Genomic DNA, 20,164 nt, shown 5'->3' with positions numbered 1-20,164 from the left:
GCTCACTTCCGCACCTCGTTCGGCTCCCTGCCGCTTGATCCGCCGAGAGTACCCTGCCCGCCCGAAAAGGCAAGCGGGCGTTATTTTCCGGCCTATCAGGTAGGGATTTATCAAGAATATCGCTTTCAGCAGTTGCCAGCAAAAGACGGCTGCGATATGCAGGCGGGAATACGGAATCCCTGAAACGCAAGGAGTGAACGGAATGGACCCGACAACGCTGATACCCGTGGTGGACCCGATCCCCATCCCCGGACCGTGGTTCGACGTTCTGCTCGTGGCCACCTTCGTGATCCACATCCTGTTCATGAACGTGGCCGTGGGCTGCGCGGCCATCAGCCTCGCCGGACACTTTGGCGCCTCCGGAAGCGGCCTCTCCCGGACGCTCTCCAAGCGCATGCCCACGATCCTGGCCCTGACCATCAACCTGGGAGTGGCTCCGCTGCTCTTCCTCCAGGTGGTCTACGGCCAGTTCGACTACACCAGCTCGGTGCTCATGGCCGGCTACTGGCTGGCGGTCATCGGCCTGCTGCTCGCCGCCTACTACGGCCTGTACATCTATGATTTCAAGTACGACGCCCTCGGCGGAGCCCGCTCCGTGCTGCTGCTCGCCAGCCTCTGCATGATGCTCTGGATCGGGTTCATGTTCTCCAACAACGTGACCCTGATGCTGCGGCCCGAGAAGTGGCTCGACTATTTCAAGCTGGAGGGCGCGTCCTTCCTGAACCTGGACGACCCGGCCCTCGCGCCCCGCTACCTGCACTTCATGGTCGCCTCCCTGGCCGTGGGCGGGCTTTTCGTGGCGCTCATGGGCCACTTCGCCAAGGACGCCGACAGGACCGCCGCCGGGATGAAGTGGTTCGCCCGCGCGACCATGCTCAATATCGTCGTGGGCGCGTGGTTCCTGATGTCCCTGCCCCGGCCCATCCTGCTCAAGTTCATGGGCGGCGACACCATGGCCTCGGCCCTGCTTCTGGCCGCGCTGGCCGGGGCCGTCGGCCTGCTTTGGGCCGGACTGCGCAGAAAGCCGCTGCTGGCGGCGGGGCTCACTGTCGCCACGGTGGTCTTCATGGCCGTGACCCGGCACCTGCTGCGGGCCTTCTACCTCGCCCCCTGGTTCGATTCCTCGGACCTGCCCGTCACAGGAGAGTATTCCACGCTGATGCTCTTCCTCTTCTTCCTGGCCGTGGGCCTGCCCTGCGTGGTCTGGATGATCCGGATCTACGTCCGACCCGAGAACGTTGAAGGAGACGCGTAATGGAATATCCCATCTGGCAACTGACGACCCTGGGCGGGGGCTTCTGGATCGCGCTCATCGCCACGGTGCACGTCTACGTGGCCCAGTTCGCCGTGGGCGGCGGCCTCTTCCTGGTGCTCACGGAGCGCTACGCCTATCGTCACGACTCCCCGGACATCCTTGAATACGTCAAGAAGCACTCCAAATTCTTCCTCCTGCTGACCATGGTCTTCGGCGGGGTCACGGGCGTGGGCATCTGGTTCACCATCGCCCTGCTCTCGCCCCAGGCGACCATCACCCTGATCCACCATTTCGTCTTCGGCTGGGCCTCGGAGTGGGTCTGCTTCCTGGGCGAGATCGTGGCCCTGCTCGTCTATTTCTACGGCTGGAAGCGGCTCAACCGGAGCCAGCACATGGCCGTGGGCTGGCTCTACTTCGCCTTTGCCTGGCTCTCGCTCTTCCTGGTCAACGGCATCATCGGCTACATGCTCACTCCGGGAGACTGGACCCAGACCGAAAGCTTCTGGGACGGCTTCTTCAACCCCTCGTTCTGGCCGTCGCTCTTCTTCCGCAGCTTCCTGGCCTTCATGATCGCGGGCCTCTTCGGCTTCCTCACGGCCACCCGCATCAAGGACGAGGCCGCGCGCACGCGCATGGTGCGCATCTGCGCGCTCTGGACCCTGGCCCCCTTCGCGCTCTTCCTGCTTTCCGGCTGGTGGTACGTCGCGGCCATGCCCGACCCGCAGCACGCCCTGATCGTGGCCAAGTCGCACCGGGTGTCCGTGTTCTTCCGCTATTTCTGGGTCTTCTCGCCCCTGGTGGTCCTCAGCGGCCTGGTCATGGCCGTGCGCATGCCCCGTTCCGTGTCCTTCCCGGTCGCCTTCGTCATCCTGGCCCTGGGCCTGGGGCTCGCGGGTTCCTTCGAATTCATCCGCGAGGCCGGACGCAAGCCCTACCTGATCTGGAACGAGATCTACTCCAACTCCATCCTCCGGACGGAGGTCGAGAGCATCAACGATACAGGAGCCATCGCCAGGGCCAAGTGGGCTCCGGAAGGACTCGACCCCGTGGCCGATCCCGTGACGGCGGGCGAATTCCTCTTCCAGCTGGAATGCGCCAGCTGCCATTCCATCGCCGGGCCCATGAACGACATTCTGCCGCGCACGGCGAAATTCTCGCTCACGGGCATGGACGCCATGCTGGACGGCCTGGGCAAGGTCAACCGCTACATGCCGCCCTTCATGGGCACCCTGGACGAACGCAAGGCCCTGGCCGCGTACATCGTGGAAGGGCTGCACGGAAGAACGGGCGAGGAAAACAAGGTCTTCGAGGAAGTGGACCTGCCCCTGGACATCCCGGAAAAGAACGACGAATACGTGCTCCTGGCCTGGAACAACCTGGGCATGCACTGCATTTCCGACTCGGACCGCAACTGGGTGCTGCTGCCCCCGGCCAACGACATCTTCGCCCAGCTCGTGAAGCGCGGCGATCCGCCGACCCTGGTCACCGAGGGCGTGACCCTGAGCTACGCCGCCCAGCCGGAATTCGCCAACCCCTCGGCCCACTCCGAGTTCTGGGACTACGCCCAGGCCATCTTCGGCCTGCCCGCGCCCCTGGAAAAGAACGTGGGCCTCGCGGGCAACGGCATGAACGGCGACATGAAGCTGGAACAGGAGGCGGGTTGGTTCGAGGCCAAGCTGATTCCCGTGGTGCCCTATCCGGACGACATGGATTACAATCCCTACCCGCTCTTCACCATCCAGGCCCACGACGCCTCGGGCAAGCTCCTGGCCGAGACGCGCGTCGTGGCCCCGACCTCCACGGAAATGGGCTGCAAGAACTGCCACGGCGGCCCCTGGAAGGTGGGCGGCCTCGCGGGCATCTCCGACGCGACCGGACGCGACGTCATCAGCGTGCACGACCGCATGAACGGAACCGACCTCGTGGAACGGGCCAAGGCCGGAAAGCCCGTGCTCTGCCAGAGCTGCCACCCCGACCCGGTGCTCGGTGCCAAGGGCAATCCCGAACTGCTGAACCTGCCCGCGGCCCTGCACGGGCTGCACGCGCAATACCTGACCGACAGGGGAGCCGAGGCCTGCACCTATTGCCACCCGAACCGCGAGGACGGCCCGACCCGCTGCCTGCGCGGTCGCCACGCGGACTTCGCCACCTGCACGGACTGCCACGGAACCATGGAGGATCACGCCATCTCCCTGCTGCGCGCGCAGGACGGCAAGAAGGGCCGCGACCTGCTGCTCAGCCAGATCAAGCCCCGCAACTACGAGGTCGCGGACGACATCAAGCCGCGCATCCCGTGGCTGAACGAGCCGGACTGCCTGAACTGCCACGTGAACTTCACCGATCCGGGCCTGGACGCGTTCAACAAGTGGACCGAGGGCGGCGACATGCTCTACCGCAACCGCCACGACGACATGGGCGTGATCGCCTGCGCGGGCTGCCACAACAGCCCCCATGCCATCTACCCCGCGCGCAACATCTACGGCGCGGACCGCGACAACATCCCGCCGCTCCAGTTCCAGGGCGAGGCCGGAACCATGGGCACGGGCGGCGGCTGCGTCTGCCATACCGTGAAGATGGACTACGGCGCGCACCACGAGAACCAACTGCAATAGACCGCGACAGGACTGCGGACCAGGGCGAACCGCAACGGATCGTCAACGGACGCCAACAGGACCGCAATCCCGCAACGAAACCGCAAGGGGGCCGCAAGGCCCCCTTTTTCGTTGCCGACGACGCGGCAGGGCGCGGCAAAACATGACCGGGCAGCGGTTGCAGCGGCCGCTTCGACTGGCGGGGCTGCAATGCCGAAGCAAGGACAAGGTTCGCCGATGCGAGATTATAACACCGCTCGCCCCTTGAACGGAGTATTCGTGAATAGTCCATGCGGAAGCCGCAGCGGCGGACGCGAAAGCAAACGGAGGAATCATGGCGGGATATTATGTGCTGAAAAAATCCAAGAACGACCAGTTCTACTTTCTGCTCAAGGCCGGAAACCACGAGATCATCCTGAACAGCGAGATGTACACCACTAAGAGCGCCGCAGAGAACGGCATCGCCTCGGTGCAGACCAACAGCCCCCTGGACGAGCGCTACGACCGCAAGGACAGCACCGCGGGCCAGCCCTACTTCAACCTCAAGGCCGCCAACCACCAGGTCATCGGCACCAGCGAAATGTATTCCAGCGCGGGCGCCCGGGAGACTGGCATCGAATCCGTCAAGACCAACGGCCCCACCACGGACATTCGCGACGAGACGCTCTGATCCCTTATTTCGCCAGCAAGAAAGGCCGATGCGGATCGTCCCCGCATCGGCCTTTTGCTTTTTCACGCGGCGGCCCGCTCCTCGGGGCCACTACTCGGCGGCCAGAACCTCGACCACAGCCGCGCCGAACTTCTTGGCGGCCTTGGGGCCGTTGGCCGTAACCAGCTTGCCGTCCACGACCACGCTGGAATTCTTGTAGTCGCAGCCGTTGGCCTTGAGAATCTGCGGCCCGGACCAGCCGTCGGCCACGGTGGCCTGCCGCCCTTCGAGCACGCCCGCCTTGGCCAAGGCCACGGGCGAATAGCAGATCGCGCCGAGCACCATGCCCCGGTCCATGGCGTCGCGGGCGATGCGCTGCGCCTCCGGCCTGTCCACCAGGGTGCGCGAGCCCTTGCCGCCGATGAAGACAACGGCGTCGAAGTCGGCCACGTTCACGTCGGCCAGGGTCAGGTCCACCTCGACCTTCTTGCCGTTCTGCCCCTTGGCCGTGCCCAGCTCGGCCGCGGCCACGGACACGACGATGCCCGCGTCCTCCAGCTTGGCCCGGGTATCCTTGTATTCGGTATCCTCGAACCCGTTGTAGGTCACGATCATCACGGCCTTCTTGCCCTCGGTCCCGGCGAGGGCGGGAAGCGCGCAGACGATGCAGAACAGGAACAGCAGCAGACAGGACAACATGCGCTTCATCGTTTCATACTCCTTGTTGCGTTGCGAACCGTGAATACAAAAGTAAAATCCCCTGTTCCAATAGCAACGCCGAACGTAAAATTCAATATTTCTCCGGCCCCTCTCGAACGCTTCCTTCCGGCCGCGATTTTGCGTATCCTGCCCGCTCACACCACAACCGACAGGAGACGGATAGGCTCATGAGCATCTTGTCATCGCAGATCAGCGGGTATCTGGAACGGGCGTCCTGGATTCGGAAAATGTTCGAGGCCGGGACCGAACTCAAACGCAAATTCGGCGAAGACGCGGTCTGCGACTTCAGCCTGGGCAACCCGGACCTGGCTCCCCCCGCGGTCATGGTCGAAGCCGTGCGCGAGCTGGCCGGGCAGGCCGATCAGCCCATGATCTTCGGCTACATGCCCAACGCGGGCTATCCCTTTGCCCGCGAGGCTTTGGCGGCCCACCTCGTGCGCGAGCAGGAAGTGGCGCTCACGGCCGATGATCTGATCATCACCTGCGGCGCGGCAGGAGCCATCAACGCCTTTTACCGCGCCGTGCTGGAGCCGGGCGACGAAGTCATCTGCCTCGCGCCCTTTTTCGTGGAATACGGCTTCTACGCCGAGAACCACGGCGGCGTGCTCAAGCCCGTGGCCACCCATCCCGAAGACTTTTCCCCGGACATGCAAGCCCTGGAAGCGGCCATCACGGACAAGACCCGCGTGCTGCTCGTGAACTCCCCGAACAACCCCACGGGCGCGATCTACACCGCCGGGCAGATGCAGGCCCTGGCCGACCTGCTGGCGCGCAAATCCGCCGGCCGCGAACGCCCGATCTTCCTGCTCCTGGACGAGCCTTACCGCTTCCTGACCTACGACGGCGCGGCGGTTCCCCCGGCCCTGGGCCTCTACCCGTACACCGTGCTGTGCAGCTCCTTCTCCAAGAACCTGGCCCTGGCGGGCGAGCGCGTGGGCTACGCGGCCCTGAACCCGGACATGCCGGGCAAGAAGGAACTCATGGCCGGCCTCGTGCTGACCAACCGCATCCTCGGCTTCGTCAACGCCCCGGCCATCGGCCAGCGGCTCATGGCCCGGTCCCTGGGCTCCCAGGTGGACACGGGCGTCTACGCCGAGCGGCGCGCGGCCATGGCCGCCGTGCTGGACGCGGCGGGCATCGAGTACGCCACGCCCAAGGGCGCGTTCTACTTCTTCCCGCGCGTTCCCGGCGGGGACGACGTGGCCTTCTGCGCCGCGCTCCAGGAAGAGCGCATCCTGGCGGTGCCCGGACGGGGCTTCGGCACGCCCGGCTTCATGCGCCTGGCCTTCTGCTGCGACAAGTCCATCATCGAGCGCAGCGCCGAGGGCTTCCAGCGCGCCGCGGCCCGCTTCCGCTAGAGCGGCCTTCAGACTTCGGAAATGCGACAGCCCCGGAACCGAGAGGTTCCGGGGCCGATTTATAAGAAAGGACGCCTTGGCCCGTCAGGTGGCCGCGGCGTTCTTTTGCGGGGTTACTGGAGCTGGCTCAGCCCGGCGAAAACCGCCACGGACACGCCCACCCAGAAGAGGATCTTGAGGGTTCCCGCCGCGCGGGACTGGAAGAAACGGTTGGAGAACCGCTCACTCTGCCAGATCAGGCCGGAGCCTTCGGGGCTCACAAGATAGCGGACCATTTCCATGCTTTTTACCTCCGATATTTGTCGCGGCGAAATGCCGCGTTGCTCTCTTGATTTCGATTTGCCCGCGCGACGACGAAAAATCCAATCACTTTTTTACGCATTGCATTTTCAGTTTTGCTGATCATCCCCGCTTCGCGCAGAACCCGGCTGCCGGACGCCGAAGCGGCCTCCGCGCGCGCCGATCGTCCGTGGCAACGCCCCGCAGCGATTGAACCCGTCCCGGAAACAACGTAGGAGAGGGACATGGAACTCTACCAGCTTCGCACCTTTGTGGCCGTGGCCGAGGAAAAGCACCTCACCCGCGCCTCGGAACGGCTCTTCGTCAGCCAGCCCGCGGTCAGCGCCCACATCAAGGCCCTGGAAAAGGAACTGGGGGTCAAGCTCTTCCGGCGCACGGCCAGAGGCATGGAGCTGACGCGGGAAGGGGACGCGCTCAAGCCCAAGGCCGACGCGGTCCTGGCCTCGGCGCGGGAGCTGGTCTTCCTGGCGCGGGCCATGGGCGACGAGCTGGTGGGCAACTTCAAGCTCGGCCTGAACACGGACGTGGACTTCCTGCGGCTGAACGCGCTGCTCTCCTGCATGATGGAAAAGCACCCGCGCGTGGCCGTGACCCTGCTGCACTCCACTTCCGCGCGCATCGCCGAGCAGGTGGCCGCGGGCAACTGGGACGCGGGCTTCGTCTTCACCCCGCCGCGCTACACCGAACTGGCGGCCATGCCGCTGTTCACCTTCCGGCTCTACGTGGCCGGGCACGAAAAGTTCCGCGACGCCCTCCAGAACGCGGACTGGCCCGACCTGGCCGCCCTGCCCTGGATCTGGACCACGGCCAACTGCCCGTACCATCGGCTGGTGCGCAAGATCTTCGACGGCCACAACCTGACCCCGGCGCAGATCATCGAGGCGGACAGCGAGGCCGTGGTGCGTTCGCTGCTGAGCGCGGGCAAGGGGCTGGCCCTGCTGCGCGAGGACGAGGTGGAAACGCTTTCGCGCCTGGGCGGGCTGGCGGTCTGGCCCGGCGAGTCGCACGAGGTCCAGGCCTATTTCATCTACCTGCTCGCGCGGGAAAAGGATCCCATGATCCGCGCCGTGCGACACTGCGTGGCCGAGATGTGGGAAGGGGCGCAGCTTGGACCGCTGCGCGGCATGTATGCGGAAAATCCGGACGAGGCCGGAGAAGTGCGCGAGATCGCGCCGGATTCTGAAAAAATGGCGGAACAGGCTGCGGCGAAACGCAAAACCGCGAAAAAAGCCCCTGCGAAACGGACGGAGTAGACGCCATCGCCCTGGCCGTGCAGGACGGCCTCGCCCGGCGCGATTCCGCGAATAGCCCCCGCGGGCCGGGCCTAGCGCAGCTGGCTGAGCCCCACGGAGACGAAGACGGACATGCCCAGCCAGAACACGGTCTTGAGCTGCATGGCGCAGAATCGGCCCGCTTCGCCCCAGCCGTAGAGCAGCGGCTCGATGCAGCGGGCGTGGTCCTCGCCCTCGGGCCGCACGAGATACAATCCCAGATTGCGAACGGTGCGCAGAGTCATGCAGTTTCCTCCTGGAATGCTTCGTGATTTTTTTCCAAGCAACGTCCGGATTCTAGCGCCGCCGGGGCGGCCGCATCCAATCGCAATCTCCGAACACGGAGTTCGGATTATCCGATGGAGCGGGCGCGGTCCCGGTCCGCGACCGGAGCGGTCCCTGCCCCGCTAGTGCAATTGGCCGATGCCGATGGAGCAGAGAATGGACATGGCCACCCAGAAGACAGCCTTGGTCCTGCCCGCGCGCACCTGCGCGGCCCGGCTCCAGCCCCGCAGCAGCAGCCGCGTCAGACGGTCCGAATCCTCCACGCCCACGATGAACAGTCCCAGATCCCTGAATTCCCGCGCATTCATCTCGACCCCCAAGGTTGCGGTTGCATCGGTTCCCCGATTTCAAGCGCACTCTAGCCCGGCGTCCGCCCAACGATCCAATCGCATTGTCCGAAGCGGGGGTTCGGATTATCCGATTGTGCATCACGCCGAATGATCGTATGCAGGGTGCGTGGAACTCTATCATCTGCGCACCTTCGTGACCGTGGCCGAGGAAGGGCACCTGACCCGCGCCTCTGAGCGGCTGTTCATCAGCCAGCCGTCCGTGAGCGCGCACGTCAAGGCTTTGGAGGAAGAACTGGGGCTGCCGCTCTTCCGGCGCACCCCCAGGGGAATGCAGCTGACCCCGGAGGGAGGGGTGCTGCTGGAGCACGCGCGCCAGGCCCTGGACGCCGCCGGGAGCCTGCTCTTCAAGGCGCGGAGCCTGCGCCGCGAGGTGCGCGGCACCCTGCGCCTCGGCCTGAACACCGATTCCATCTTCCTGCGCGTCAGCCGCACGGCCGCCCTCCTGGAAGAGCGCCATCCCCAGGTGGAGCTGAGCCTCTCCACCAGCGTCACGGGCCGGATCATGGAAGCTCTGCGCGCCGGAACCCTGGACGCGGGATTCATCTTCAACGAAGTCGATCCCGTGGAATTCTCCTTTCTGCCGCTCTGTTCCTTCCGACTGCTGATCATGGGCCCGGCCTCCTGGCGCGAACGCATCGAGAACGCGGACTGGAAGGAGCTGGCGCGGCTGCCCTGGATCTGGACCCCGCCGCACTGCCCCTGCTACCAGATCGGCGAGGAGATGTTCAAACGCCGCAAGCTGACCTTGACCAAGACCATCGAGGCGGACAACGAGAGCGTGGTCAACGACCTGATCTGCGCGGGCAAGGGCATCTCCCTGGTGCGCGAGGACGAGGCCCGCACCGCCGAGGCCGCCGGGCTCATGGTCCGCTGGCCCCGCGAGTCCATTCCCCTGCGGGCCTATCTCGTCCATTCCCACGCCCGCTCGGACGATCCTCTGCTGGTGGCGCTGCGCTCCGTGGTGGCGGACGTCTGGGAAACGGATTCCTGCTCCGTGGACGCAGCCAAGGCCAAGGCCGCGTCGCCCGCTCCGGGCGCGGGTTCCGCCAAAGGCCCTGTCGCCCCCTGATCCGGCCGCGCCGGTGCCATTTCCGGCGCAAGCCGCGCTCGTCTTGCCTTCCGGGGGCGTTTCCCTTACACCTTTGCCAAAGACACCTCACGGAGATGCCCATGAAGATACTTGTGGTCGGCTCGGGCGGACGCGAACACGCGATCTGCTGGAAGCTGCGTCAAAGTCCCCGCGTCAGCGAGATCTACTGCGCGCCGGGCAACGGCGGCACCGCCGCCGAGGGCGTGAACGTGCCCATCAAGGACGACGACATTCCCGCCCTGATCTCCTTTGCCAAGGACAAGAAAATCGACCTCGTGGTGGCCGGACCGGAACTGCCCCTGGTGCTCGGCCTGGCCGACGCCCTGGCCCGCGAGAAGATCCCCTGCTTCGGCCCCAATGCCTACGCCGCCAACCTGGAAGGCTCCAAGGCGTTTTCCAAGACCGTGATGCGCGAATCCGGCGTGCCCACGGCCCCGTTCCGCATCTTCGACGAATTCGAGCTGGCCCGCGACTTCGTGCGCGAAAAGGGCGCGCCCATCGTGATCAAGGCCGACGGCCTGGCCGCGGGCAAGGGCGTGGTCGTGGCCCGGACCGTGGACGAGGCCGTGGAGGCCCTGGAAGACATGATGGTCCGCAAGTCCTTCGGCTCCGCGGGCGACCGCGTGGTGGTCGAGGAGACCCTCGCGGGCGAGGAGGCCTCGTTCCTGGCCTTCTGCGACGGCCGGCACTACGCCGTGCTGCCTTCCTCCCAGGACCACAAGGCCGTGGGCGAGGGCGATACCGGCCCGAACACCGGCGGCATGGGCGCCTACAGCCCGGCCCCGATCCTGCCCCGCGAAAAGTTCGAGGAAACAGCCGAGCTGGCCATCCGGCCCATCCTGCGGCACATGGCCGAAAAGGGACAGCCCTACAAGGGCGTGCTCTACGCCGGACTGATGTACACGGCGGACGGCCCCCAGGTGCTCGAATACAACGTCCGCTTCGGCGACCCGGAATGCCAGCCCCTGCTGATGCGCCTGGACGGCGACCTGCTGGAGATCATGCTCGCCTGCATCGAGGGACGCCTGTCCGAGGTCCGGGTCAAGGCCCGGCCCGAAGCCGCGCTCGGAGTGGTCATGGCCGCCGAGGGCTACCCCAGAAGCTACCCCAAGGGCATGGAAATCACGGGCATCGCCGATGCCGAGTCCGAACCGGACGTGAAGGTCTTCCAGGCGGGCACCCGCACGGGAACCGGGGACCAGGAGGGCAAGACCCTGACCTCCGGTGGGCGCGTGCTCTGCGTCACGGCCCTGGGCGAGGATCTTGCCGAGGCCAAGAAGCGCGCTTACGAGGCCGTGGCCAAGGTGCGTTTCGACAAATGCCATTTCCGCCGTGACATCGGGGACAAAGGCCTGAAAAGGCTCAAGTAGAACAGCAGAATCATCTCATGCCGCCTGGGCGGCGCAAGGAGAGGACATGCCGCAAGTCGCCATTTTCATGGGCAGCGCGTCGGACGAGGAAAAGATGCGCCCCTGCGCCGAAGTGCTCGACACCCTCGGCGTGAGCTACCGCTTCACCATCACCTCTGCCCACCGCACCCCGGAACGCACCGCCAAGCTCGTATCCGAGCTGGAAAAGGGCGGCTGCCAGATCTTCATCTGCGGGGCCGGACTGGCCGCGCACCTGGCCGGAGCCGTGGCCGCCAAGACCATCCGTCCCGTGCTGGGCGTGCCCCTGACCGCGTCGCCCCTGGGCGGCATGGACGCGCTCCTGGCCACGGTGCAGATGCCGCCGGGCTTCCCCGTGGGCACCCTGGCCCTGGACAAGGTCGGCGCGCGCAACGCGGCTTGGCTGGCCGCGCAGATCCTGGCCCTGCACGACGACGACCTGGCCGCGCGCCTGCGGGCCAAGCGCCAGGGCTTCATCGAGGCCGTGGAGCAGGCCGCAGCCGAGCTGGAAGGCTAGTCCCGGTGCTCGCGGACCGGCGGGGACGCCGCATCAGCTATCTGCGCATTTCAGTCACGGACCGCTGCAACCTGCGGTGCCGCTACTGCACGGGCGGGATCAAGAAATTCATCTCGCACGACGACATCCTGCGCTACGAAGAGCTTCACGGCATCATCGACACCGCCCTGGACCTGGGCGTGTCCAAGGTCCGGCTCACAGGCGGCGAGCCGTTCATGCGCCTGGGCTTTCCGGACTTCGTGCGCGCGGTGCTGGCCCGGCATCCCGGCATCGACCTGCGCGTGACCACCAACGCCACGCTGCTGGCCCCCCACCTGGATAGCCTGCGCCAGGCGGGCCTGAGGCGCCTGAACATCTCCCTGGACACGCTCGACCGCGAGCGCTTCGCCGAGATCACGGGCCGCGATCTCTTCGACGAGGTGCACGGCTCCATCCTGCGCGCCCTGGAACTGGGCTACGACGTCAAGATCAACGCCGTGGGCCTGCGCGGCATCAACGACGACGAACTGCCCGCCTTCCTCGAACTTGCGAGCGAACAGCCCATCGACGTGCGCTACATCGAGTTCATGCCCATGGGCGGCTGCGGCCGCTGGGGACCGGATGCGGTCTGGCCCTCCGAGGCCATTTTGCAGCGGGCCATGAAGATCGCGCCCCTGGAAGAAGTCCAGGACACCGATCCCACGCGCGGCCCGGCCAGGGTCTATCGGATCAAGGGCGGCAAGGGACGACTGGGACTGATTTCCCCCCTTTCCGGACACATCTGCTCGATCTGCAACCGGCTGCGCCTGACCTCGGACGGTCGCCTGCGCACCTGCCTGTTCTCGGACAAGGAATACCGCCTGCGCCCCATCCTGCGGCACCCGAAGCTGGGCTTGCCCTTCGCGGCCGAGGTCATGCGCCGGGCCACCCTGGACAAGCCCATCGGCGAGGAGCTTCTGCGCGCACGCCGCGAGACGGAACTCGTCTGTTCCAAGGGCATGCTCAGCATCGGCGGGTAGCCGCTCCGCATTCGACCGGACCTCTTCCGAACCGCCGTTGCTTCGCAGGCATAAGCGTCCCGGCATTCCGTTCGTTTTCGCGGCCGGAGCATGTTGCCCTCTGCCCCGGCGGAGCACGCAATTCCCGGCGCAATGCAGCGGACATACAATTCGGCAGGATGTTCGTTACCCTTGCGTTCCACTCAGCCCACGCATTTTCGGTCCGGAGTCCAGTTTCATCGACGCCATCGCATTTTACACTTTGCAGGCTTGCTTTTCTCGTTCTTTTTAAATTCAAATTGACTGTGAAGACGTTATTTTCCAATGTACAAAGGAAGATTTCGTTTGACCATAGCGAATCCGGTACGTTATTAGCTCTACAGAATTGATTCTCTAAATTGCATTAAGGAGGCAACATGGAAGATCACCTGAAGGAAGCATTGGAGATCGTCCGAGCCCAGGCCAGCGTCCGCACCATGACCGAGGATGAAATCACCTCCATGGTTCAGAACCTCGCCACGGGCATCCGTGCCATCATGGACGGCGGCGTCATCGCCAGCGCGGAAACCCAGGACGCTCCCGTGGATCCCAAGAAAGCCATCCGGGAAAAGAGCATCATCTGCCTCGAATCCGGCAAGGCTTTCAAGGTGCTGACCAAGCGCCATCTGGCCAAGTTCGGCCTGACCCCGGACGAGTACCGCGAAAAGTGGGGCTACCCCAAGAAGACGCCGCTGGTCTGCAAGAGCCTGCAACGCGAGCGCCGCAAGAAGATGAAGGAAATGAAGCTCTGGGAGCGCCGGACCAAGAAGTAGCGTTCCCTCCTGCCCGTTGGTAGGAGTGGTCCCCCAACGAGCCGGACAAGGGCGGGCGGGGCGGTTGATCCGCTCCGCCCTTTTCATTTCATATCCGCCCTCGCCTTGTTTCCGTAATTCCGCGCACAAAAAAAAGCGGCCCGCTGGCAATTCAGCGGGCCGCAGCCGAGGGGTAGGCTGTACAGGTTTCCGTCCCTTAAGCCAATGCCTGTTCCGGCGTCAAACTGCCCAGGCCGAAGGCTTCGCCCACGGCGGGACAGGTCAACTGCTTCTTGAAGGTATTCAGGCCGAGAGCCAGACCCGCATCGTCGCGCAGGGCGTCGATTCCCTTGGCCGCAAGGCGCATGGCGTACGGCAGGGTCTGGTTCACAAGGGCGAAGGTCGAGGTGCGGGGCACCGCGCCCGGCATGTTCGCTACGCCATAGTGGACCACGCCGTCAACCTCGTAGGTCGGGGCGTCGTGGGTGGTGGCGTGAATGGTTTCCACGCAGCCGCCCTGGTCCACGGCCACGTCCACGATGACGGAGCCTTCCTTCATGGTGGAGAGCATGTCGCGGGTGACGAGGTGCGGCGCCTTGGCGCCGGGGATGAGCACGGAGCCCACGACCAGGTCGGCCTGCTTCACGGCTTCGCGGATGTTCGGCTCGTTGGAGCTCATGGTCACCACGCGGCCCTTGTAGATGTCGTCGAGATATTGCAGGCGGGCATGGCTCACGTCCATGACCGTCACGCGGGCGCCCATGCCCACGGCGATGCGGGTGGCGTTGGCGCCGACAACGCCGCCGCCGAGCACCAGGACCATGCCGGGGTTCACGCCCGGCACGCCGCCGAGCAGCACGCCGCGGCCGCCCTGGGCCTTTTCCAGAAAGTGCGCGCCGACCTGGGTGGCCATGCGTCCGGCCACTTCGCTCATGGGCGTCAGCAGGGGCAGGGAGCCGTCGCGGCCCTTGACCGTCTCGTAGGCCACGGCAGTGGTCCCGGAGGCGAGCAGCGCGTCGGTGAGCGGACGGTTCGGAGCGAGATGCAGGTAAGTGAAGAGCAGCAGATCGTCCCGCAGGAAGCCGTACTCGGTGTCCACCGGCTCCTTGACCTTGATGACCATTTCCGCGCCCCAGGCTTCGGCGGCGGAAACCAGCTCGGCTCCGGCGACCTCGTACTGCTCGTCCGTGCAGCCGCTGCCGAGACCGGCTCCGGCTTCCACGAGAACCTTGTGGCCCTGGCGGACCAGGGTCTGCACCGCGCCGGGGGTCATGGCCACCCGGTTTTCCATCTTCTTGATTTCCTTGGGAATACCGATAACCATTACGCGCTCCTTTCGTCTTGTGCGGCCGTGGGCCTGATCCCGCCGGCGAACAGCCGCCGGAATTTCTTGGGCAGGTAGGTCCATTTGCGACGCGCCTTCATGATCACAAACGATTCGCTTGAGGCGATGCCTCCCACGCGGGAGAGGTCTTCATCCAGGAAACGATAGAGGTCGCCGATCTCCTCGGTGAGGATGACTTCCACGATGATGTCGTAGCGGCCCGTGACCACGGCGGTCCAGCTGACCCCTTCCAGCGCGGCGATCTGGTCGAGCTTTTCGCCCAGCTGGGAATGGCTCTGCAACGTCACGCCCACCAGGGCCACGGTCATGCCGCCCATGCGGTAGGGGTCCACCACGCCGACCACGCGCAGCATGCTCGACGAAAGCAGCCCGCGCAGGCGGGAACGCACTGTGGGCGCGGTCACGCCGAGTCGCTCGGCCACCTGTCCGGCGGGCATCTGCCCGTCGTCCGACAGCGCCGAGACGATCTTCATGTCCAGCTGATCCGGTGCTTTCTTCATTTTCACTTCACGACGACCTTTGCTATATGAAAATTGCCGAGTTCATTTCTATCTATCTGAAAAATTCCGGTCAACATTTTTTTCATTAGTTCATTAAAATCACGTTTACGTCAATTATTATGCGGACGGCGCGGCAGGCCATGAAAAAGGCCCGGACAAGAAATGTCCGGGCCTTGATTCGACGAAAACGGCGTTCGGGATGCTACTTCGCGCTCTCCGCGGTATACCCCGCGCCCTTCCAGGCAAAAATGCCGCCGGGGTAACGCTTGACGTTTTTGTAACCGAGCTTCACGGCCCAGGCCGCGCCGTTGTGGCTGCGCGTGCACTTCACGAAACCGCAGTAGACCACGATGAGCTTGTCCTTGTCCGGTCCGAGCAGGGCCTCGTAGTCCTCGACGCTCTTTCCGGCGGTTTCCTCGCTGTTCCACTCGGTCATGTCGGGAATGGGGAACAGGAACTGCACCGCGCCCGGCACGTGCTCCTTCTTGTAGCTGTCCTCGTAGGGCATGGTGTCCACGATGAGCATGTCCTGCTTATTGTCGATCAGGGCCTTGAGTTCCTCGGTGCCGATGACGTCGTAGCCGCCGCGCTGCACTTCGTGCACGAGCTTGATGGCCCCCGCTTCCTTCTCCACTTCCTGCTTGAACTTGTCCGCGCCGCCGCAACCGACGAGCGCCAGCCCAAGCAGCAGCACCGCCGACACGGCAGCGGCAAAACATACCTTACGCATTCCTCTCTCCCTCCAGAATGATCGTTTTGCCCTCGCTGCGGCGCAGGGGCCAGGGGCGGGGGCCGGAGCCCGTCGCCTTCCTCCGGACATGAATGTAGCCACAGGCGGCCAGGAGCAGCGCGTCCCGCGCAATGGCGCTCCAAAGGCCGTGATAGGCCTCGCCTTCAGGATCGCCGGGACCGTAACAGCCGCAATCCACATCCAGCCCGAGCCAGATGCCGTATCCCAGCACGAAGATGAACAGGAGCAAAAGCCCCGCATAGAGCGAAAGGGCGCCGCGCAGGTTCAGCAGCAGCCCCAGGGCCGCCGCGATTTCCAGCGCGGGCAGGAGCACGGCCAGCGGCAGCAGCGCCGGGCGCGGAGCCAGGCCGTAGCCGCCGATGATCTGTGCGAAAGCATGCGGATCGGCAAGTTTGCCCAGCGCCGCGTAGAGAAACACCCCCGCAAGGCAAAGCCGCAGCGCCGCATCCAGCCGGGGATGCAGGACCACGTCCATGAAAGGGCTTTTTTCCATATTTTCTTGTACTCCGGCGGGCTTCGCGCGACAAATCGCTTGTTATGATGCCCTGCTGAAATCTCCATAGCTCCCGGCTATGAACGAAACCGCTCCCCTTGTATCCACGTGCGGATTCGGTTAGGTACGAAGGCAGTGTCCCAACGACCCCGTGCGGAGAAAGCGTGACGACCAAAAAGCTCCTTTCCGTGGCCGAAATTTCGCGGCAGCTCGACGTGCCCGAATCCACCGTGCACTACTGGAAGAACCGTTTCGCCCAGTATCTGCCGAGCGTGGGCCAGAACCGTCAGAAGCGCTTCAAGCCGGAAGCCGTGGAGGTCTTCGCGGTCATCGCCCGGATGCTCAAGGAAGGACACACCGCCAAGGACGTCATGGACCAGCTGGCCGCCACCTGCGCCATCACCCCCCAGGCCGCCGAGTATCCCGGCGGCCCGGAACACCTCGTCGCGGCGCAGGCTCCCGCGCTTCCCGGCCTCGGACCGGAGCAGGTCATGCAGATCGCCCAGGCCGTGGGCCAGGAGATCGGACGCTCCCTGAGCGAGGCCCTGCGCGCGCTGCCCCGCACCCAGGGCGACGACGACCCCGGCAACGGACGCCACGACCCCAACCAGACCGAAGAAGACATGCTCATGGTCCGCACCGAGCTGGACCGCACCTGCGCCCTGGTCGAGGGCCAGCACGAGGAGCTGAGCGAGCTGCGCCAGGAAAACGAAGTCCTGCGGGCCAAGCTGGAGGTCATGGAGGCCGAGATGGTCCGGCTGCGCAAGGATCGCCGCGAACTGGAGAAGTATCTTCTTGACAAGATACGGAAAGTGACTACCTGACCCGCAGCCGCGGGCTCCCCTTTTTCTTCCCTTCCGCCGGGACGCCTCGGCCCCTACCACATCATTCCCGCGCCCGGCCCGCCGGAGCGCCGACCAGCAAGGAGGCACGACAATGGCATCCAAGGACACTTTCGAGTTCAAAGCCGAAATACGACAGCTTTTGGACATCCTCGTCCACTCGCTCTACACCAACAAGGAAATCTTCCTGCGCGAACTGGTTTCTAACGCGTCCGACGCCCTGGACAAATACCGCCACTCCACGGGCCACTCCGCCGAAGCCTCGGAAGAAGGCCCCGATCTTGAAATCCGCATCCGTCCGGACAAGGACGCCAAGACCCTGACCATCGAAGACACGGGCGTGGGCATGACCCGCGACGAGATCATCGCCAACATCGGCACCATCGCCCATTCCGGCTCGGCCACCTTCATGCGGGAGCTGGCCGAGGCCAAGGACAAGAGCGAAAACGCCGTGGCCGACCTCATCGGCCGCTTCGGCGTGGGCTTCTACTCCGTCTACATGGTCGCGGACGAGGTCCGGCTGACCACCCGCTCTCACACCGGCGGCCCGGCCCTGGTCTGGACCTCGGACGGCAAAGGCTCCTACGAGATCGAGGAGGCCGGGGACGACGCGCCCGCGCGCGGAACCCGCATCGAAATCCGGCTCAAGCCCGACCTGGCCGACCAGTTCACGGACCCGGCCACGCTCAAGCGCATCATCAAGACCCACTCCAACTTCGTGCGCTACCCCATCTTCGTGGACGAGGACCGGGTCAACACCGTGTCCGCGCTCTGGCGCGAACCCAAGTTCCAGATCAAGCCGGAACAATACAACGAATTCTACACCTTCCTGACCTACGACCAGGCCGAGCCGCTCAGCGTGGTCCACCAGTCCGTGGACGCGCCCGTGCAGTTCAACGCCCTGGTCTTCATCCCGGCCACGGGCAACGGCTTCCTGCCCCTGGAGCGCGACAACTGGGGCCTGGACCTCTACGTGCGCCGCGTGCTCATCCAGCGCCAGAACAAGGAGCTGCTCCCGGAATACCTCAGCTTCGTCAAGGGCGTCGTGGACACCGAAGACCTGCCCCTGAACATCTCCCGCGAGACGCTCCAGGACAACCTGCTCCTCGGCAAGATCCGCTCGACCCTGACCAAGCACGTTCTCGGCGAGCTGGAAAAGCTGGCCAAGGAAAACGAGGAGAAATACTTCCTCTTCTGGGACGCGCACAGCGAAATCTTCAAGGGCGGGTATCAGGACTTCGGCAACCGCGACCGCTTCGCCGGACTCGTGCGCTTCAACTCCTCCGTGCATGAGGACCACCTGGAGCTGACCGGGCTGGACGGCTACATCGAGCGGGCCAAGGAAGGCCAGAAGGAAATCTACTACCTCTACGGCCCCAGCCGCGAGGCCTGCAAGCTCTCGCCCCACGCGGAAATCTTCCGCAAAAAGGGCGTTGAGGTGCTCTACCTATACGAGCCCATCGACGAATTCATCATGGACGCCGTGCGGGAGTACAAGGAGTTCAAGCTGGTTTCCGCCGAGCACGCGGACTCGGCCCAGCTCGACAAGTTCGAGGACGCCGAAGCCGAAAGCAAGGCCGAGCGCCTCACCGCCGACCAGGAGGCCGCCCTGCCCGGCGTGCTGGGCCGCATCAAGGACGCCCTGGGCGACCGCGTCACGGACGTGCGCGCCTCCAAGCGCCTCTCGGACAGCCCGGTCTGCCTCGTGAATCCGGACGGCCACGTGACCAGCTCCATGGACAAGATCATGCGCGTGATGACCAAGGACACCTCCATCCCCAAAAAGGCCCTGGAAGTGAACCCGGACCACGCGCTCGTGCGCAACCTCATCGAGATCTACAAGAAGGACCGCAAGGATCCCTTCATCGCCCAGGCCGCCGAGCAGCTCTACGAGTCCGCCCTGCTGCTCGAGGGCTACCTCAGCGACCCGCACGCCCTGGTGGGCCGCATCCAGACCCTGCTCACCGACGCCAGCGGCTGGTACGAGCAGAGCAAGGGCAAGGTCGAGGACTGATCGCAGAGCGGCCATCGCCGCGCCCCCTGCGCCGGATGAACCGGCGCGCAAGAGAATCACAAAGGCCTGCCCGCGCAATGCGGACAGGCCTTTTGCATGCCTCCGGCCTTCTTCAATATCCTCGAACAGGCAGTGGCGATCAGATCCGCTGCTCGCGAAGATACGTTATGAAGTCGTCGTCCGGCAGGGGGTGGCCGAGCAGGCGCATGAAGGCGACGAATTCCGCCCTGTGGCGCGTGCCGTGGTCGGCCATGTGCAGGAGCAGCCCGTCCAGGGGGTCGGCGTGCTTTTTGCCTTCGGTGCTGCGGTAGGTGATGGTGCGGGCGAGGTCCGCGCGGGAGATGACGAGCAGGAACGCGGTCATGGCCTGTTCCTGCTCCTTGAGCGCGGCGTGCAGCGCGTCCAGATCGTCGAAGTCGGCCTCTCCGGGCAGATGGTCGAGGGAGACGCCCTCGCGGCAGCGCAGGCTCCAGAGCTTGTCCGCGCCCACGATGTGGGCCAGCAGGCCGAACAGGCTGCCGTGGGCGCAGTCGATGGGCCGATGCAGCAACGGCAGCGCCTTGCGGGCCGACTCGATCAGCCGGGCCGTGGCGCTGTAATGGTGGCCGAGGTAAAGCCGGAATGCGTCCATACGGGCATCTCCCGGATTCGGTCCTGTTGCTGCGCCGCGTCGGGGC

General features: G+C 65.0%; 22 protein-coding genes. 12 read left to right on the top strand and 10 right to left on the bottom strand.

From position 1 onward, the window contains the following. Positions 1 to 202 precede the first annotated feature (202 nt). The 3 genes from G452_RS0116060 to G452_RS0116050 all read left to right on the top strand — a co-directional run bounded on the left by G452_RS0116060 (position 203) and on the right by G452_RS0116050 (position 4,516). Positions 203 to 1,255, top strand: coding sequence for a hypothetical protein (locus tag G452_RS0116060; protein ID WP_022663292.1), 1,053 nt, complete (start codon positions 203 to 205; stop codon positions 1,253 to 1,255). Next, a complete protein-coding gene (locus G452_RS0116055; protein WP_022663291.1) occupies positions 1,255 to 3,867 on the top strand; it encodes a cytochrome ubiquinol oxidase subunit I in 2,613 nt (870 codons plus the stop codon). Before G452_RS0116060 ends, G452_RS0116055 begins: the two co-directional genes overlap by 1 nt. 313 nt (positions 3,868 to 4,180) lie before the next feature. Beyond that, positions 4,181 to 4,516, top strand: coding sequence for a YegP family protein (locus G452_RS0116050; protein WP_022663290.1), 336 nt, complete (start codon positions 4,181 to 4,183; stop codon positions 4,514 to 4,516). Between the two features lie 90 nt (positions 4,517 to 4,606). Here G452_RS0116050 and G452_RS0116045 read toward each other — a convergent pair whose 3' ends face one another. Continuing rightward, the gene (locus G452_RS0116045) at positions 4,607 to 5,203 is read right to left on the bottom strand and encodes a DJ-1/PfpI family protein (protein WP_022663289.1); all 597 of its coding nucleotides are present in this window, start codon (positions 5,201 to 5,203) and stop codon (positions 4,607 to 4,609) included. Positions 5,204 to 5,382: 179 nt separating this feature from the next. Between G452_RS0116045 and G452_RS0116040 the strand changes: the two genes are divergently transcribed. Then, positions 5,383 to 6,573: a pyridoxal phosphate-dependent aminotransferase gene (locus tag G452_RS0116040; protein ID WP_022663288.1), complete on the top strand. Its 1,191-nt coding sequence runs from the start codon at positions 5,383 to 5,385 to the stop codon at positions 6,571 to 6,573. A 113-nt stretch (positions 6,574 to 6,686) separates the two neighbouring features. On the opposite strand, the gene G452_RS21600 is transcribed toward G452_RS0116040, so the two are convergent. Beyond that, a complete protein-coding gene (locus G452_RS21600; RefSeq protein WP_022663287.1) occupies positions 6,687 to 6,854 on the bottom strand; it encodes a hypothetical protein in 168 nt (55 codons plus the stop codon). A 5-nt stretch (positions 6,855 to 6,859) separates the two neighbouring features. Next, entirely contained in the window at positions 6,860 to 7,099 is a 240-nt protein-coding gene (locus tag G452_RS21595) for a hypothetical protein (protein ID WP_155887784.1), read from the bottom strand. On the opposite strand from G452_RS21595, the gene G452_RS20015 reads away from it, so the two are divergent. Further along, on the top strand, positions 7,098 to 8,126 hold the full coding sequence (locus G452_RS20015) for a LysR family transcriptional regulator (RefSeq protein WP_022663286.1): 1,029 nt from the start codon (positions 7,098 to 7,100) through the stop codon (positions 8,124 to 8,126). The genes G452_RS21595 and G452_RS20015 overlap by 2 nt on opposite strands. 71 nt (positions 8,127 to 8,197) lie before the next feature. Here G452_RS20015 and G452_RS0116025 read toward each other — a convergent pair whose 3' ends face one another. Continuing rightward, the gene (locus tag G452_RS0116025) at positions 8,198 to 8,389 is read right to left on the bottom strand and encodes a hypothetical protein (protein ID WP_022663285.1); all 192 of its coding nucleotides are present in this window, start codon (positions 8,387 to 8,389) and stop codon (positions 8,198 to 8,200) included. 162 nt (positions 8,390 to 8,551) lie between these two features. Continuing rightward, a complete protein-coding gene (locus G452_RS0116020) occupies positions 8,552 to 8,737 on the bottom strand; it encodes a hypothetical protein (RefSeq protein ID WP_022663284.1) in 186 nt (61 codons plus the stop codon). Positions 8,738 to 8,885: 148 nt separating this feature from the next. Between G452_RS0116020 and G452_RS20010 the strand changes: the two genes are divergently transcribed. The 5 genes from G452_RS20010 (at position 8,886) to G452_RS0115995 (ending at position 13,563) form a co-directional block, all read left to right on the top strand. Further along, positions 8,886 to 9,848, top strand: coding sequence for a LysR family transcriptional regulator (locus tag G452_RS20010; RefSeq protein ID WP_022663283.1), 963 nt, complete (start codon positions 8,886 to 8,888; stop codon positions 9,846 to 9,848). A gap of 101 nt (positions 9,849 to 9,949) precedes the next feature. Further along, complete coding sequence (gene purD, locus G452_RS0116010; RefSeq protein WP_022663282.1) at positions 9,950 to 11,239, top strand: phosphoribosylamine--glycine ligase; 1,290 nt, start codon at positions 9,950 to 9,952, stop codon at positions 11,237 to 11,239. 46 nt (positions 11,240 to 11,285) lie between these two features. Further along, positions 11,286 to 11,774 (top strand): 5-(carboxyamino)imidazole ribonucleotide mutase, encoded by a 489-nt coding sequence (gene purE, locus G452_RS0116005; RefSeq protein WP_022663281.1) that lies wholly within the window; start codon positions 11,286 to 11,288, stop codon positions 11,772 to 11,774. A gap of 5 nt (positions 11,775 to 11,779) precedes the next feature. After that, on the top strand, positions 11,780 to 12,772 hold the full coding sequence (gene moaA, locus G452_RS0116000; protein WP_022663280.1) for a GTP 3',8-cyclase MoaA: 993 nt from the start codon (positions 11,780 to 11,782) through the stop codon (positions 12,770 to 12,772). A 395-nt stretch (positions 12,773 to 13,167) separates the two neighbouring features. Further along, entirely contained in the window at positions 13,168 to 13,563 is a 396-nt protein-coding gene (locus G452_RS0115995; protein WP_022663279.1) for a MucR family transcriptional regulator, read from the top strand. Between the two features lie 196 nt (positions 13,564 to 13,759). On the opposite strand, the gene ald is transcribed toward G452_RS0115995, so the two are convergent. From ald to G452_RS20000, 4 genes are all read right to left on the bottom strand, one after another. Continuing rightward, positions 13,760 to 14,866, bottom strand: coding sequence for an alanine dehydrogenase (gene ald, locus G452_RS0115990; protein WP_022663278.1), 1,107 nt, complete (start codon positions 14,864 to 14,866; stop codon positions 13,760 to 13,762). Beyond that, complete coding sequence (locus tag G452_RS20005; protein WP_022663277.1) at positions 14,866 to 15,387, bottom strand: Lrp/AsnC family transcriptional regulator; 522 nt, start codon at positions 15,385 to 15,387, stop codon at positions 14,866 to 14,868. Before G452_RS20005 ends, ald begins: the two co-directional genes overlap by 1 nt. A 202-nt stretch (positions 15,388 to 15,589) precedes the next feature. Beyond that, positions 15,590 to 16,117 carry a rhodanese-like domain-containing protein gene (locus tag G452_RS0115980; RefSeq protein ID WP_027189337.1) on the bottom strand — a complete coding sequence of 176 codons (528 nt, stop codon included), beginning with the start codon at positions 16,115 to 16,117 and terminating at the stop codon, positions 15,590 to 15,592. Beyond that, positions 16,110 to 16,631, bottom strand: a complete 522-nt coding sequence (locus tag G452_RS20000) for a MauE/DoxX family redox-associated membrane protein (protein ID WP_022663275.1) — start codon at positions 16,629 to 16,631, stop codon at positions 16,110 to 16,112. Before G452_RS20000 ends, G452_RS0115980 begins: the two co-directional genes overlap by 8 nt. 164 nt (positions 16,632 to 16,795) lie before the next feature. Between G452_RS20000 and G452_RS0115970 the strand changes: the two genes are divergently transcribed. Beyond that, entirely contained in the window at positions 16,796 to 17,455 is a 660-nt protein-coding gene (locus G452_RS0115970; protein WP_022663274.1) for a MerR family transcriptional regulator, read from the top strand. A gap of 112 nt (positions 17,456 to 17,567) precedes the next feature. Then, positions 17,568 to 19,487, top strand: a complete 1,920-nt coding sequence (htpG, locus tag G452_RS0115965; protein WP_022663273.1) for a molecular chaperone HtpG — start codon at positions 17,568 to 17,570, stop codon at positions 19,485 to 19,487. Positions 19,488 to 19,626: 139 nt separating this feature from the next. On the opposite strand, the gene G452_RS0115960 is transcribed toward htpG, so the two are convergent. Next, positions 19,627 to 20,118: a DinB family protein gene (locus tag G452_RS0115960; RefSeq protein ID WP_022663272.1), complete on the bottom strand. Its 492-nt coding sequence runs from the start codon at positions 20,116 to 20,118 to the stop codon at positions 19,627 to 19,629. Between the last annotated feature and the right edge of the window lie 46 nt (positions 20,119 to 20,164).

The organism is Paucidesulfovibrio longus DSM 6739, assembly GCF_000420485.1.
Lineage (GTDB): Bacteria > Desulfobacterota > Desulfovibrionia > Desulfovibrionales > Desulfovibrionaceae > Paucidesulfovibrio > Paucidesulfovibrio longus.
The sequence above is the reverse complement of the archived record's forward strand: the minus strand, read 5'-3'. Positions and strand labels throughout refer to the sequence as shown.